The organism is Hallella seregens ATCC 51272 (assembly GCF_000518545.1).
Taxonomy (GTDB): domain Bacteria; phylum Bacteroidota; class Bacteroidia; order Bacteroidales; family Bacteroidaceae; genus Prevotella; species Prevotella seregens.
This window is the reverse complement of record NZ_KI912452.1, coordinates 68,729-83,311: the sequence shown is the minus strand read 5'-3', so window position 1 is coordinate 83,311 and position 14,583 is coordinate 68,729. Positions and strand designations below refer to the sequence as shown.

The 14,583-nt window shown below is 58.2% G+C and carries 11 protein-coding genes; 8 read left to right on the top strand and 3 right to left on the bottom strand.

Features of this window, described 5'->3' with window-relative positions; translation table 11 throughout:
- Window positions 1–9: 9 nt before the first annotated feature.
- A complete protein-coding gene (cysS, locus tag L888_RS0112150; RefSeq protein WP_005845176.1) occupies window positions 10–1,500 on the bottom strand; it encodes a cysteine--tRNA ligase in 1,491 nt (496 codons plus the stop codon).
- Between the two features lie 228 nt (window positions 1,501–1,728).
- Here cysS and L888_RS0112145 point away from each other — a divergent pair, with 228 nt between their 5' ends.
- Entirely contained in the window at window positions 1,729–2,100 is a 372-nt protein-coding gene (locus L888_RS0112145) for a desulfoferrodoxin family protein (RefSeq protein WP_027953083.1), read from the top strand.
- Between the two features lie 688 nt (window positions 2,101–2,788).
- Here L888_RS0112145 and L888_RS0112140 read toward each other — a convergent pair.
- Entirely contained in the window at window positions 2,789–4,861 is a 2,073-nt protein-coding gene (locus L888_RS0112140) for an outer membrane beta-barrel family protein (RefSeq protein WP_027953082.1), read from the bottom strand.
- 142 nt (window positions 4,862–5,003) lie between these two features.
- Here L888_RS0112140 and L888_RS0112135 point away from each other — a divergent pair, with 142 nt between their 5' ends.
- The 3 genes from L888_RS0112135 to L888_RS0112125 all read left to right on the top strand — a co-directional run bounded on the left by L888_RS0112135 (window position 5,004) and on the right by L888_RS0112125 (window position 8,161).
- The gene (locus tag L888_RS0112135; protein ID WP_027953081.1) at window positions 5,004–6,455 is read left to right on the top strand and encodes a sensor histidine kinase; all 1,452 of its coding nucleotides are present in this window, start codon (window positions 5,004–5,006) and stop codon (window positions 6,453–6,455) included.
- Entirely contained in the window at window positions 6,448–7,143 is a 696-nt protein-coding gene (locus tag L888_RS0112130; protein WP_027953080.1) for a response regulator transcription factor, read from the top strand. Before L888_RS0112135 ends, L888_RS0112130 begins: the two co-directional genes overlap by 8 nt.
- Before the next feature lie 208 nt (window positions 7,144–7,351).
- A complete protein-coding gene (locus tag L888_RS0112125; protein WP_015298563.1) occupies window positions 7,352–8,161 on the top strand; it encodes a gluconate 5-dehydrogenase in 810 nt (269 codons plus the stop codon).
- 72 nt (window positions 8,162–8,233) lie between these two features.
- Here the strand turns inward: L888_RS0112125 and L888_RS0112120 are convergent, their stop codons facing one another.
- Complete coding sequence (locus L888_RS0112120) at window positions 8,234–8,509, bottom strand: HU family DNA-binding protein (RefSeq protein ID WP_005845187.1); 276 nt, start codon at window positions 8,507–8,509, stop codon at window positions 8,234–8,236.
- A gap of 212 nt (window positions 8,510–8,721) precedes the next feature.
- Between L888_RS0112120 and L888_RS0112115 the strand changes: the two genes are divergently transcribed.
- The 4 genes from L888_RS0112115 to L888_RS14720 all read left to right on the top strand — a co-directional run.
- Entirely contained in the window at window positions 8,722–9,678 is a 957-nt protein-coding gene (locus L888_RS0112115; protein ID WP_027953079.1) for a rhomboid family intramembrane serine protease, read from the top strand.
- Window positions 9,675–10,763 carry an endonuclease/exonuclease/phosphatase family protein gene (locus L888_RS0112110; RefSeq protein ID WP_027953078.1) on the top strand — a complete coding sequence of 363 codons (1,089 nt, stop codon included), beginning with the start codon at window positions 9,675–9,677 and terminating at the stop codon, window positions 10,761–10,763. The genes L888_RS0112115 and L888_RS0112110 overlap by 4 nt, the downstream gene beginning before the upstream one ends.
- A 111-nt stretch (window positions 10,764–10,874) precedes the next feature.
- A complete protein-coding gene (secDF, locus tag L888_RS0112105) occupies window positions 10,875–13,889 on the top strand; it encodes a protein translocase subunit SecDF (protein WP_027953077.1) in 3,015 nt (1,004 codons plus the stop codon).
- Window positions 13,890–14,349: 460 nt separating this feature from the next.
- The coding region (locus L888_RS14720) for a hypothetical protein (RefSeq protein ID WP_044249422.1) at window positions 14,350–14,583 on the top strand (234 nt) is incomplete at its 3' end.

Here is a 14,583-nt window from a genome sequence, read left to right as displayed (position 1 = left end):
GCAATTTTTTTACCTGTTGAGCTTCCAGGTGGCACCGTCCTTGGTGTCTTTCACCTCGAAGCCGGCCTCGGCGAGGGCGTCGCGAATCTGGTCGCTCGTGGCCCAGTCCTTGGCTTCCTTGGCCTGCTGTCGCAGCCGGAGCACCATCTCCACCACCTTGCCGTAGGCCTCCTCGCGGGCTTCGCCCGTCTGTCCTTTCTCGTTGCTCAGCCCCAGCAGGTCGAAAGCAAAGGTGTGCATCGTGTCGGAAAGGGCTTGCAGGTCGTCGGCCGATATTTTGGCCTTGTGGTCGATGAGCGTGTTGATGAGGTGACAAGCCTCGAAAAGCCCACTGATGACCAGCGGTGTCTGCAAGTCGTCGTTCATCGCGTCGTAGAGTCGCTGGCGCAGGGCACCCACAAACCGGGCCACCTCGGGCTGCGAGCCCTTGGCGGGCTGGATGCGTTCCAGGTCGGACAGGCCGTTCATGAGCCGCTCGTAGCCTTTCTGCGCGGCCTTGAGGGCATCGTTGGAGAAGTCGACCGTGCCGCGATAGTGGGCCGAGAGGATGAAGAAACGGATAGTCATGGGCGTGTAGGCCTGCTCCAACGACGGATGGCTGCCCTGGAAAAACTGCTCCAGCGTGATGAAGTTGCCGAGCGATTTGCCCATCTTTTGGCCGTTGATGGTAATCATATTATTGTGCATCCAGTAGCGCACCATCTGGTCGCCCTGGCTGGCCACGGCCTGTGCAATCTCGCACTCGTGGTGCGGGAACACCAGGTCCATGCCGCCGCCATGGATGTCGAAGTGGTCGCCCAGGTACTTGCGGCCCATGGCCGTGCACTCGCAGTGCCAGCCGGGAAAGCCTGCACCCCAGGGGCTGGGCCAGCGCATGATGTGCCCGGGCTGGGCCTTCTTCCACAGGGCAAAGTCGGCTTGGTTGCGTTTCTCGCCCGTGCCGGCCAGCTCGCGACTGTTGTTGATGATGTCGGTAAGGTTTCGACCCGAGAGGATGCCGTACTTATGGTCGCGGTCGTACCGCTCCACGTCGAAGTAGATGGAGCCGTTGCTCTCGTAGGCGTAGCCGTTGGCCAGAATCTGTTTCACCAGCTCTTCCTGCTCGATGATGTGGCCGGTGGCCCGCGGCTCTATGCTGGGGGGCAGCACGCCCAGCCGTTCCATGGCCTTGTGGTAGCGGTTGGCGTAGTGCTGGGCTATCTCCATGGGCTCCAGTTGTTCCAGCCGAGCCTTCTTCTCTATCTTGTCGTCGCCCTCATCGGCATCGTGCTCCAGGTGGCCCACATCGGTGATATTGCGCACGTAGCGCACCTTGTAGCCCAAGTGTCTGAGGTAGCGGAAGAGCACATCGAACGTGATGGCCGGACGGGCGTGGCCCAGATGCGGGTCGCCATAGACGGTGGGGCCGCACACATACATGCCCACATGGGGGGCGTGCAGCGGCTTGAAGAGCTCTTTGCTCCGGCTGAGCGTATTGTAAATCAGCAAATTCTGTTCCATCTTTTTTCTGTGTTTGGTATTGCAAAGTTAGCGATTATAATCGAGAATCTGTGCGGCCGGCCGGCCTTTTATGCAATTTTTGATGCCCCCGGGCCACGGCAACCGCATGCAGGAGAGGGGTTTTCTTCTTTTTTGTAATTATTACACCAGAAGCCTTGCGCCTTTCAAATTAATGTCTTAACTTTGCAATTGAACATCATGAACCATTAGAACAAGATTGTAACAAGAATGAAAACAAACGAAATTTACAAGCATGCTGCCACAGGCAGCCTGGTCGAAGTGTTGAATGCAGACGATGGCGAGCTGGCCGGAGAGTGGAAACTGATGAACGAGAACTCCACCGACGCAGCCACCGAGAAGCACGTTCCCGTGCTGGAAAGAGTGGAGGGCGGCTACCGTGTGACCGTGGGCTCTGTGGAACATCCCATGACCGAGGCTCACTCCATCCAGTGGATTGAGCTGGTTACCGAGACGGAGGTGCTGCGCAAATACCTCACTCCTAACGACAAACCAGTGGCAGAGTTCAAGACCGACGCGCCGAAGGCCTACGCCCGAGAGTATTGCAACCTGCACGGACTGTGGAAGTCGGAGTGGCTCTAAGCCGCTGATCGACAGCGATTTCAAAGAATCATTGAGCGTGCTGCGCCGCCGTCGACCGACGGGCAACCGTAGCCCCCGCCGCGATTACGGCCTTATCGGCCGTCGTTTACGCCGTGACGGGCCCACGAAAAAGGGCTGAACGCAGCACGATTACGCCGTGATGGCACGATGAAACAAGCGGTTTCGCAACGCGAGACCCGGTGTTTCATCGTGCCATCCCCGTTTTTAGACAGAAGCAACCGCGAGTTTTTTAGACAAAACAACCGTGTATTTCAGACTGAAACATGGGGTTTTTAGACAGAACAACAGACTGGACATATAGCTCGCGCGGTGGGTTTTAGACAGAACAACAAATCAAACACATGGCTCGCGCAATGGGTTTTAGACAGAACAATAGATAAAACACATGGCTCGCGCGGTGAATTTTAGACAGAACAACATAACAACATGTTTCTACATAGCCGGTGATTGGCGGGCCGGCATAGAGGCCGGCCCCTACAAGCACCTCCTATATCATCCTATTTGTCCTATAATAGCCTAACAAACAGTGCCAGTAATGACGAGTGGCGAATGGCAGATTAACCCCCGTCGCCCATTTTGAATTTTGAATTCTGAATTTTGAATTGAGCAATGCTTACGGTATGGCAGGAATAATTTTGAATTTTGAATTCTGAATTTTGAATTGCACTCACTGTCCAAACCGGCTGGTATCGACCTCCTCTCGCTTTTTCTCCGTATATCCGCCAAACCGGTAGGTGAACGACAGCCCCACCTCACGGTATCGTGCAAAAGCCATGCGCAGCTGCTGCCCGCGGTAGTCAATGCGCGGATTGATGCCGCCCGTCTCGAACAAATCGGTGCAGAACAGTCGCACCACCGCCCGCTTGTTCCACCACCGCCACCGCACGCTGAGATCCACAGTGCCCGATCCCGGCAGGTCGTAGGTGGCCTGGATGGCACGCGACCGAATCATGCCATCGGCCGAAAGCGTGATGTCCGGCCGCGTGGAGAGGGTAACTGTGTTGTTGAGTCGCGCCATGACGTAGGCCATCCTGCGGTCGAAAGGTATGTCGTAGAAAGCCGAGTTCTTGTCGCGCATCCACACTCCAATGAGCGTGGCCCGCACGTCGAGCCACCGCCAGGGCCGCACCGGCGCCGAGGCTTGGAAGCCCGCCTGCTGCTGGAAGTCGAAGTTCTGATACTGATAGCTCACGGTGAGACGGTCGCGACGCTGGTAGGGAGTCTGCGTGAAATAGTCGTCGGTGTGGTGGAACCAAGCCACCAACTGATACTTGCCATGCAGCAGTCCGACCAGCTGCAACCGGTATTTGGACGTGGGTCGGAGGCCCGGATTGCCCGTCACCTCATTGTAGCCGCCGTTGCTGTAGGTGGTGAAATTGGTGAGAGTCCAATAGTCCGGGTAGCGGCGATCGCAGCTTAACCCCAGCTGCACCATGTTTCCCGCCTTGGGAGCCCACGTGAGCGTGAGTGTGGGGAAGAGGTTCCACCGGTGCCAGGCCACCGAATGGTAATAAGATGCAGCGGCAGAAGCCTCCATCGACAGATGCCCGACGAAGGTCTTGCTGAAGCCCGCATAGAGGTTCAGGTCGTCCTCTTGCTGATGCGTTTCCGACGAGGCGGGGCGGGGTCCGGCGGTCTGCATCGTCTCGGCATACAGCTGGCGGCTGCGGTTGCTGCTGCCCATATAGATGGCGCCATAGTTCAGCGACCAGCCACGGCCCAGCCGATGCTCCTGCGACAGAAAGAACTTGGAGCGGAAGATGCGCTGGCTGTTGTCCACCACATAGCGCAGCGACCCGGTGGGCAGCGTGCTGGCGAGGGTCTGTGTCTCGGGGTTGCGATACCACGTGAGGTCGGCCCCGAGCCGCAGTCCAAAGGGTGCCGCATAGTCGGTGCGCAGGTTGTGTAGCCACGTGTGGCCGTCTATCTGCGTGCGGCCGTCCACATTGCCCGAGATGGTCTGGCGGGTGCGGTCCCGGTCGTACTGGCCGGTGTAGACCAGACTGAGCAGATGGCCCGCGGCCGGCCGCCAGTCCACGCCCAGCCTGTAGTCGTGGGTGGGGCCGTCGCCACGCATCTGCTGGTGGGTGTCCATGTCGTGCACGGAGCCGTCGGCCAGCGTGTGGTGCGACGTTTCGTCGGTGCGCGTGTAGACGTTGCCATGGCTGTGCTTGTACATCGCATCGACCGACAGCGGGCCGTTACTATATAATAAGGTGGCGCGCTCGCCGAACCGGGCCTCGTGTTTCTGGTTCCAGGCCAGGTTGGCCTCGCCTTGCAGCGGCTCCCCGGCGGCGGCCTGGCGCAGCACCACGTTGATGACGGCCCCGCGTACCTGCATGCGGGCCGGTGCCGTGTACATCACTTCGGCACGGGCCACACGGCTGGCCGGCAGCGCGCGAAGCAGTTGAGCCACCTGCGCGGCATCGAGCGTGGAGACCTTTCCGTCGATGACAAGCGTGACGGGCTGGGAGCCCAGCGTGAGCCTTCCGTCCGTCTCGGCCACGCCGGGCAACAGTTGCAGGGCGGCGTAGGCATCGTCCACCGCGCGCTTCTCCACCAGCCGGGGCATGTCGTAGACCAGCCGCGAGCCGTCGACGCGCACCACCGGGCGCTCGCCCCGCACCATCACCTCTGGCAGACTACGCACCACACTGTCCATGCGCAGCGAGTCGGATTGCTGCCCCCAAACGTTGGCGGCCACCGCAAGCAGGGCGGCCGAGAGAATCATCTGTTTCATTTCTGTCATGTTTTAAGCTGCGGCAAAGGTAGCAAAAAACCGACAAACGGCTGTCCGCCACGGCTTATACAGGCTTAATGCGAGTGTTATTTAGTCTTATCGTTTGCGTCGGGTTACGTCTAAAAACCGTAAATTTGCAACGATGAGACTCCCAATGAAATACATTGTGGTGCTGGTGATGGTGGTGCTGACCGCCATCCTTGGCTATCAGGGCTACTGGCTGCTCGACCTCTACCACAGCATGGAGGCCCGTGCACGCAGCGACGCGCGCGAGGCCGTGCGCGTGGCCGACTACGACGAGATGATACACCGCATCCAAGTGCTGCGCCAACGCAAGGACGCAGAGCACGAACGGACGGACGTGAGCATCCACGTGGACAGCCATTCGGGACGGTCCACCGTGTCGAGCGACGTGAAGACGATCCAGATGGGCGGGGCCGGCGTCATGGCTGTGCTGCCCTATCTCAAGTTCTCCACCATGCTCCGTGACGCGCACAACATGATGCAGTTTGGCCTTTACATGCAGCAAGGCATCCACTCGGGCCTGGACCCGATGCAGCCCAACGACGCCGCCTACTTCGACAGTCTGCTCACCCGTCGCCTCGACTCGCTGGGCATTGCCTCCAGCCACCGGCTGCTCCACCTCCACCACTACACCGTTTACCGCGGCAAACCCCGTGTCATCACCGACACGCTGGCCGTCTTCGGCCCTGCCAATGAGACCTGGGCCGACACCATCCGCTTTGAAATGGATGCCACTAAGAGCCAGAGCTACGTGGTGTTCCTGCCGCCCTACCGGCCGCGAGTGCTGCGCCAGATGGCCGGCATTCTGGCCACGTCGGGTGTGATACTGCTCGTGCTGGCCCTCGTGTTCTGGTATCTGGTGCGCACGCTGATGCAGCTGCGCACGCTCGACGAGATGAAGACCGACTTCACCAACAACATGACTCACGAGCTGAAGACGCCCATCGCCGTGGCCTATGCGGCCAACGACGCACTGCTCAACTTCGATGCAGCCAGCGACCCGGCCCGTATGCGGCGCTATCTCGCCATCAGCCAGCAACAGCTGCAGCGGCTCGGTGGGCTCGTGGAACAGATACTCTCGATGAGCATGGAGCGGCGCAAGACCATGCAGCTCACAATGGAACCGGTGGACATTGGCGCGTTGTTGCCGCCGCTCGTCAGGGAGCAGAAGCTCAAGGCGGGCAAGCCTGTGGACATCGAGACGCACGCAACGCCGGGCGTCACCGTGCGGGCCGACCGCGCACATCTGGCCAACGTCATCGGAAACCTGCTCGACAATGCCGTGAAATACAGCGAGGGACGGGCCCGCATCGTGGTGACGGCACGGCCCGGCAACGGCGGCGGCGCCACGATAACCGTGCATGACCAGGGCATCGGCATAGACGCCGGGCACCTGCCCTACGTCTTTGACAAGTTCTACCGCGTGCCGCAGGGAAACCGGCACAACGTGAAGGGCTACGGACTGGGGCTCTACTACGTGCGCAGCATGATGGAGAAGTTTGGCGGAGAGGTGAGCGTGGAGAGTGCGCCCGGCCGCGGCACAACCTTTAAACTGACGTTTTATGAATGAAATCAACGTACTGCTGGTGGAGGACGAGCCCACACTGGCCATGATTATCAAGGACACACTGGAGGCCCAGGGCTTCTGCATCCGCCTGGCTGCCGACGGCGAGGAGGGACTGCGACGCATGGCCGAGCAGATGCCCGACGTGCTGGTGGCCGACGTCATGATGCCACACATGGATGGATTCGAGATGGTAAGGCGGATGAGGCAGACCGACACGACGACGCCCGTGCTGTTCCTCTCGGCCCGTTCGGCGGTGAGCGATGTCGTCGAGGGCTTCGGTCTGGGGGCCGACGACTACCTGAAGAAGCCTTTCGGCATGCAGGAACTCATGGTGCGCATCCGTGCCTTGGCCATGCGGGGACAGCGCATGGCTGCCACAGCACCGCCCGCTCCCGGGCAGGAAATGGTGATCGGACGCTACCGGCTGAACACGCTGACCCAACAACTCTGCCACGACGGCGGCGTCAAGGAGCTGTCGCACCGCGAGACGGGCGTGCTGCGCATGCTGGCCGAACGGAGTGGACAGGTGGTGGAGACGCGCCACATCCTGCAACAACTGTGGGGCGACGACAGCTTTTTCAACGCCCGCAGCCTGCAGGTTTTCATCACCAAGCTGCGCCATCGGCTGGCCGCCGACCCAGGAATCCGCATCCTCAACGTGCGCGGCATCGGCTACAAACTGGTGTGCTGACGGGACGGCGTTTGATTAAATTAAGGTTTCGGCGGGCAAGAATCACAGGCAGATGCGCGCGATTCCAAAATAATTGGCTATCTTTGCAACGCAACGGCCCCACCGGCGGGGCAGGAAACAAACTACGGTTCCCCGCTGTCCGCCCATGCGGCACGCGCGGAAGCAACCGTCGCAAGACATTCATTTCAACCTTATCAACAATAACAAAATGGACAGTTTAAACATTTTCTCACTGTCAGGCAAGAACGCCTGGATCACCGGTGCCTCCTATGGCATCGGATTCAACATTGCCAAGGCCTTTGCTGCAGCCGGCATCAACCACATCATCTTCAACGACGTGAAGCAGGAACTCGTGGACCGCGGCCTGGCTGCCTACAAGGAAGCCGGCATCGAGAACGTGACGGGCTACGTGTGCGACGTGACCAAGGAAAACGATGTAAAGGCTCTGGTGGAGCGCATTCACCAGGAAGTGGGCCACATCGACATCCTCGTGAACAACGCCGGCATCATCAAACGCATCCCCATGCACGAGATGAAGCGCGAAGAGTTCCAGCAGGTGATCGACATTGACCTCGTTGGCCCGTTCATCGTTTCCTCGGCCGTGCTGCCTGAAATGATGGAGCGCAGGGAGGGCAAAATCATCAATATCTGCTCCATGATGTCCGAGCTGGGCCGTGAAACAGTGTCGGCCTATGCCGCCGCCAAGGGCGGTTTGAAGATGCTCACCCGCAACATCTGCTCGGAATATGGCGAGTACAACATCCAGTGCAACGGCATCGGGCCGGGCTATATCGCCACGCCGCAGACGGCTCCGCTGCGCGAACGCCAGGCCGACGGCAGTCGCCACCCGTTCGACAGCTTCATCTGCGCCAAGACTCCGGCCGGCCGATGGCTCGAGCCTTCGGAGCTGGGCGGCCCCGCTGTGTTCCTCGCTTCGCATGCCTCTGACGCCGTAAACGGTCATGTGCTCTATGTGGACGGCGGCATTCTGGCCTACATCGGCAAGCAGCCGAAGTAGTGTTTCGGACAGCTGAAACATAAAAGGGCCCGTGCTTCGCACGGGCCCTTTTATATGGTAATTATATTGACATTATTTGTTAACTGCCTCTTCAAATTCAGCTCCCGGGTTAAACTTCACCACTTTCTTGGCCGCAATCTGAATCTTGTCGCCCGTAGCGGGATTCACACCCTGGCGGGCGGGACGCTCCTTGACGGCAAATGTGCCGAAACCTACGAGCTGAACTTTCTCTCCTGCCACCAGTGCATCCTTGATGGCAACGGTTGTAGCGTCGAGGGCCTTCTTGGCATCGGCCGCGCTCAAACCTGCAGCGTCAGCAATCTTCTTTACTAAATCTGTTTTGTTCATAACTTCTATGTATTAAGTGAATAATATCATGACACTTCGTTCTTTTCTGGCAACAAATATAGGGGATTCCTTTTAGATTCCAAACAAAATGCTGAAAAAAAAGCCGCGACATATCAAAAAAACTCCTAAAACGGTTGTTTCATAGCTGATTAACCGAGTTTTTTCGTATTTTTGCACCCATCATAAACGTTTCACGACACAATTTCGACATCATGCCAAGGATTCCAACCATCACCAAGAATCTGCTCATCATCAATATTCTGGCCTTTGTGGGCACACTGGCCACCAGACAGCAAGGTAGCGTTGACCTGAACGACCTCTTCGGGTTACACTTCTTCATGGCCTCCGACTTCCACGTGTTCCAGCTCGTCAGCTACATGTTCATGCACGCCGGATGGGAGCATCTCATCTTCAATATGTTCATGTTGTGGATGTTTGGCACCGTGGTGGAGCACACCTGGGGCAGCAGAAGATTTATTTTTTATTACATCTTCTGCGGTGTCGGAGCCGGCATTCTGCAAGAGGTGGCCCAGTTCGGCTGGGTGTATTACATGCTCTACGGCCAGCAACCACTGGGTATCGGCGAAGCCTTCAGCGTGATGCACCAGCTGGCTTCACAGCTCAACGGCCTCACCACCGTGGGAGCCTCGGGGGCGCTCTACGCACTGCTGCTGGCCTTTGGAATGATGTTTCCCAACGAGAAAATGTTCATCATCCCCATCCCTGTCCCCATCAAAGCCAAGTGGATGGTCATTGGTTCCATTGCCGTTGAACTGACGCTGGGCCTGGCCATGCCAGGCGGCAAGGTGGCCCATCTGGCCCATTTGGGCGGCATGGTCTTCGGTTTCTTCCTCATCCGCTACTGGCAACGGCATCCGGGCAGCCAGGGCGTGGGCATGGGCGGCACGGGCTTCTTCGACCAGTTGCGCTCGCGTTGGGAGCAGCATGCCGCCGGCCGCAGGAAGGGCAGCACGTCCGAGGGTAGCCGCCGGTCGGTCGGCGGCCATGCCCACAGGCAGTCCACGGGCAATGCCGACTGGGACTACAATTCCCGAAAGAAAGCCACACAGGAAGAGACCGACCGCATTTTGGACAAGATTCGCAAGAGCGGCTACGACAGTCTGACCCGCGAGGAGAAACAAACGCTCTTTGACCAGAGCAAGAAATGATTCGCAAACTCAAGACGGTCACCCTGCAAATGATGGGCGGCGCCAACGTGGCCACCGTGCTTATCATGCTGATGGTGGGTCACTCCGACCTGCTCAACCCCGTGTCGTTTCCCACTCTGAGCAATGCCGGACTGGCGTTTCCGCTGTTCCTCCTCTTCAACACGGCTTTCCTTGTCTTCTGGCTTCTCTTCAAGCCCAAGGGGGCGTGGATTCCATTCTTGGGTTTCATCTTGTGCTACGGGCCCGTGCGCCGCTACACGCCTGTCAACGTGAACCGTAAGCCTCCCAAGGGAGCCATCAAGGTTATATCGTACAACGTGTGGCTTTTTGCCGGGTGGGAAGACAGCGAATCGGACCCCAACCCCATTCTGGAATACCTGCGCGATCAGGATGCCGACATTGTTTGCCTGCAGGAGTCGGGAGCCAACGAAGTGGGACAGCAGCAGATAGACTCCATGCTCAACCCCATCTATCAGTACCGCGACACGGCCATGCGCGACAAAGGCGACTGCATCAGCATCTTCAGCAAGTACCCCATCGTGGGCAAGGAGCACATCATCTACGCATCGGAGGGCAACCTGAGTGCGGCTTTCAAGTTGCGCATGGGTCGGGACACGGTGGTCGTCATCAACAATCATCTGGAAACCACGGGGTTGACCAACAAGGAAAAAGGCCGTTTCAGGAGTCTGCTCAAGGGCACGCTGAACGCCGACACTGCCGAGCAAACCTCAAGGCTGCTCATCCACAAACTGGGCAAGGCCACCGCCACGCGGGCTCCCGAGGCCGAGGCCGTGGCGCGCTACATCGACCTCCACCGCAACCTGCCCATGATTGTATGCGGCGACTTCAACGACGGCCCCATCTCCTACGCCCGCCGAACCATAGCCGACGGACTGACCGACTGCTATGTAGCCACGGGCAACGGCCCAGGAATCAGCTACCACTACAACGGGTTTCTGGTGCGTATAGACCATATTTTCTGCTCCAGCCACTTCAAACCCTATGGCTGCCACGTGGACAACAAAATCAAAACTTCCGACCATTATCCCATCATCTGCTGGCTCGAAAAGCGCGCGAAACGCTAAAAACGAAAGCCTTTGTGTAATAAAAAGGTGGATATTTTGCGTCGAACGTGGAAAAATGAGTACCTTTGCAGAATATAGTGAAACCATAGAAAACAATAAATAACCAACAAAATGCAAAACAAAGGAATTGTAATTGTAACCGCAGTCCTACTGACGCTTGCAAGCATCTTCTATTTGTCTTTCTCGTTCGCCACGCGATACTATGACGAACAAGCCGACAAACTGAAGGATCCCATTGCCCAGCAGGACTACAAGGACTCTGTAAAGTATCTGGGAATCTACAGCTACCAGAAGTGCCTCGAAACGCAGATTGGACTGGGCCTTGACCTGAAAGGCGGCATGAACGTCATTCTCGAGATCTCCGTTCCCGATGTTGTGGAGACACTGGCCGACCACAAAACCGACCCCGCTTTTGTGAAATCGATGAACGAAGCCCGGCAGGAGCAGGAGGCTACACAGGGAAATTTCATCTCGCTCTTCATCAACGCTTATCATAAAAATGCCCCTGGCCACCGCTTGGCCGAGGTGTTTGCCACCCAGCAGCTACAGGGCAAGGTCTCGCCGACCAGCTCGGACAGCGAGGTGGAAAAGGTGCTCCGCTCAGAAGTGAGCGCCGCCATCGACAACTCGTTCAACGTGGTACGCACCCGTATTGACCAGTTCGGCGTGGTTCAGCCCAACATCCAGAAGGTGCAGGGAGCCGAAGGCCGCATCATGGTGGAGATGCCGGGCATCAAAGAACCCGAGCGCATGCGCAAGCTGTTGCAGGGCAGTGCCAACCTGGAATTCTGGGAAACCTACAACGCCGCCGAGGCCATACCCTATCTTCAACAGCTTGACAGCCGCCTGGCCAACGCCGACCAGGACACCGTTGCCACCAAGGACAGCACCAAGGCCAAGGCTCAGAAACCTGCCGTACAGGCAGCCAAGCCCAAGTTCCAGCTGAAGAACGATACCAAAAAGACCGCAGTGAAGACCACTCCCGACGACCAGCTCGCCCAGGCCAAGAAGCTGCATCCGCTGCTTGCCATGCTGCAAACCACCGGCGGACAGAGCCTGAGCCTGGTGGGATATGCCAGCGTCCGCGACACCGCTGCCATCAACAAGCTCATCTACAGCGACGTGGCCAAACAAGTATTGCCCGCCGACATGCGGCTCCTTTGGAGTGCCAAGGCTGCCGACGGCATCTCTGCCAAGAACATTTTTGAGCTCCATGCCCTGAAAGTGACCACCACCAGCGGCCGCGCTCCGCTGGAGGGCGACGTGGTTACAGACGCCAAAGACCAGTTCAACAACCTTTCAGGCCAGCCCGAAGTAAGCATGACCATGAACTCGGAAGGGGCCCGACGCTGGGCCGAACTCACCAAAGCCAACGTGGGTAAAGCCATTGCCATCGTGCTCGACGGCGTGGTTTACTCCGCCCCCCGCGTGAATGGAGAGATCGATGGCGGCCAGTCTTCCATCTCCGGCAACTTCACCATCGAGGACACTAAAGACTTGGCCAACACTCTCAAGTCGGGCCGCATGCCTGCTCCCGCCCACATTGTGCAGGAAGAAGTAGTGGGTCCCACGCTCGGTGCGCAGTCCATTCAGCAGGGCATTGTGTCGTTCATTATTGCCTTCGTACTGCTGATTGTCTACATGCTTGCCATGTACAATATCATCCCCGGCCTCATTGCCGTGAGCGCCCTGCTCATCAACGTATTCTTCACGCTCGGCATTCTCACCTCGTTCCAGGCCGCCCTCACCATGTCGGGTATAGCTGGTATGGTGCTGTCGCTCGGTACGGCGGTCGACGCCAACGTGCTGATCTATGAGCGCATCAAGGAAGAGCTGCGTGCCGGCAAGGGCATGAAGCAGGCCGTAAGCGCAGGTTACAGCAATGCTTTCTCGGCCATTTTCGACTCCAACCTCACCAGCATCATCACCGGTGTCATCCTCTACGTCTTCGGTACAGGCCCCATCCGCGGCTTCGCCACCACCTGGATCATCGGTATTGTCTGCTCGTTCTTCAGTGCCGTCTACCTCACCCGTCTGGTCTATGAGTACAAACTGAGCAAGGACAAGTGGCTCAACCTGAAGTATTGGACCGCCATTTCCAAGAACATGATGCAGGGCACGAACGTGAAATTCATGTCAATGTACAAGAAAACATTCACGATTGCCATTGCTGCCGTCGTGGTTTTCGGCGCCAGCTTCCTTGTACGCGGCTTGGCCCAGAGCATCGACTTCACGGGTGGACGCAACTATGTCATCGCCTTTGAGCAGCCCACGCAACCCGAGCAGGTGCGCGACGTGCTCGCCAAGACGTTCCCCGGCTGCACCAGCAGTGCCCTCTCGCTGGGTACCGACAACAAGACCATCCGCATTTCGACCAACTACAAGATTGAGTCGAGCAGCCCCACCGTCGACGACGAGGCAGAGAACCTGCTGTTCAAGGGTCTCAAGGGTGCCGGCCTGGTGAGCCAGAAGAGCGTCGAAGCCTTCAAGAACCCCGACATTCGTCAGGGCGGATCCATCATCAGCTCGTCCAAGGTGGGCCCGTCCGTGGCCCGCGACGTGACCTATGGAGCCATCATCAGTGTGCTCATCGCCTTAGTGGCCATCTTCCTCTACATCCTGCTGCGCTTCCGCAACGTGGCTTTCTCGGTGGGTTCCACGGTGGCTCTGGCCCTCGACGCCCTCACCGTGATTGGCCTTTTCTCGCTGCTGCAAGGCCTCGTGCCTTTCTCGTTGGAGGTGGATCAGACATTCATCGGTGCCGTGCTGACGGTCATCGGCTACTCCATCAACGATAAAGTGGTGGTGTTCGACCGCATCCGCGAGAACCTGCGACTGCATCCCAAACAGGACATTCAGACCCTTTTCAACAACTCCATCAACCAAACGCTGGCCCGTACCATCAATACTTCGTTCTCGACGCTGATAGTATTGCTCTGCATCCTCTTCCTCGGCGGCAAGAGCATCCAGCCGTTTGCCTTTGCCATGACGATGGGCGTGGTGTCCGGCACACTGAGTTCCATCTTCATTGCCTCGCCCATTGCCTACCTCGTGATGGGTCGCAAGATTCAGGACCGACGCGTCCCGGACGGCGACGAAGCAGCTCTTGCAACGGCCCAGGCCTAAGCCTCGGCGGGTAAACACCCCGCCGGCTGGGTCCGACCAGCCCTTTCATCCAAAGACCATCCCTGCAGCCCTGGGCTGCAGGGATGGTCTTTTCATTTGTCATCCTGTCATCCATGCACACCTTGCCGTTGCTGTTCCTCGGCGGCCGGCCGGCCCCTGGCCCACTGTCCGCCGCCGCCCGCCCCAACGCCCGGCGCCATGCCGCCCTGCTGTTGCAGCTCCCAAAGGTTCGCAATACCTACCGGGCGCCGCGCCGCGACCTCCCATGACTGTGCCCTTTCCCCTGTTGTCCAAAAGCCCAATCCCGTCCAAAGATTGGGCTTTTTTGCTTTTTAGGGCCCCCTTAAAAGCATTTTTCTAAAATTGCGACACTAAAATTCCGAAATTGCGACGCTTTTACGGCACTTCCTGCCCTATTTTTGTAAACTTAAACATATGTAATCCTATAAACCGAAACAAGATGAAAAACGCTACGCACAACCTACGAGCGGCCCTCATGGCCGCCGTGCTCCTGGGCGCAACACACGCTTGGGGGCAGGATGCCGTGCCCGACAACACCTGGAAACAGGCACAGGCCATCGAGACTGGAACCGCCGTTCGCGGACAGTTGGGAGCCGACGGCGACACCCAAGACTGGTACAAAGTGACCCTGACCGACGACGGCGACCTCGACATTTCGGCAGCGGCACAGACC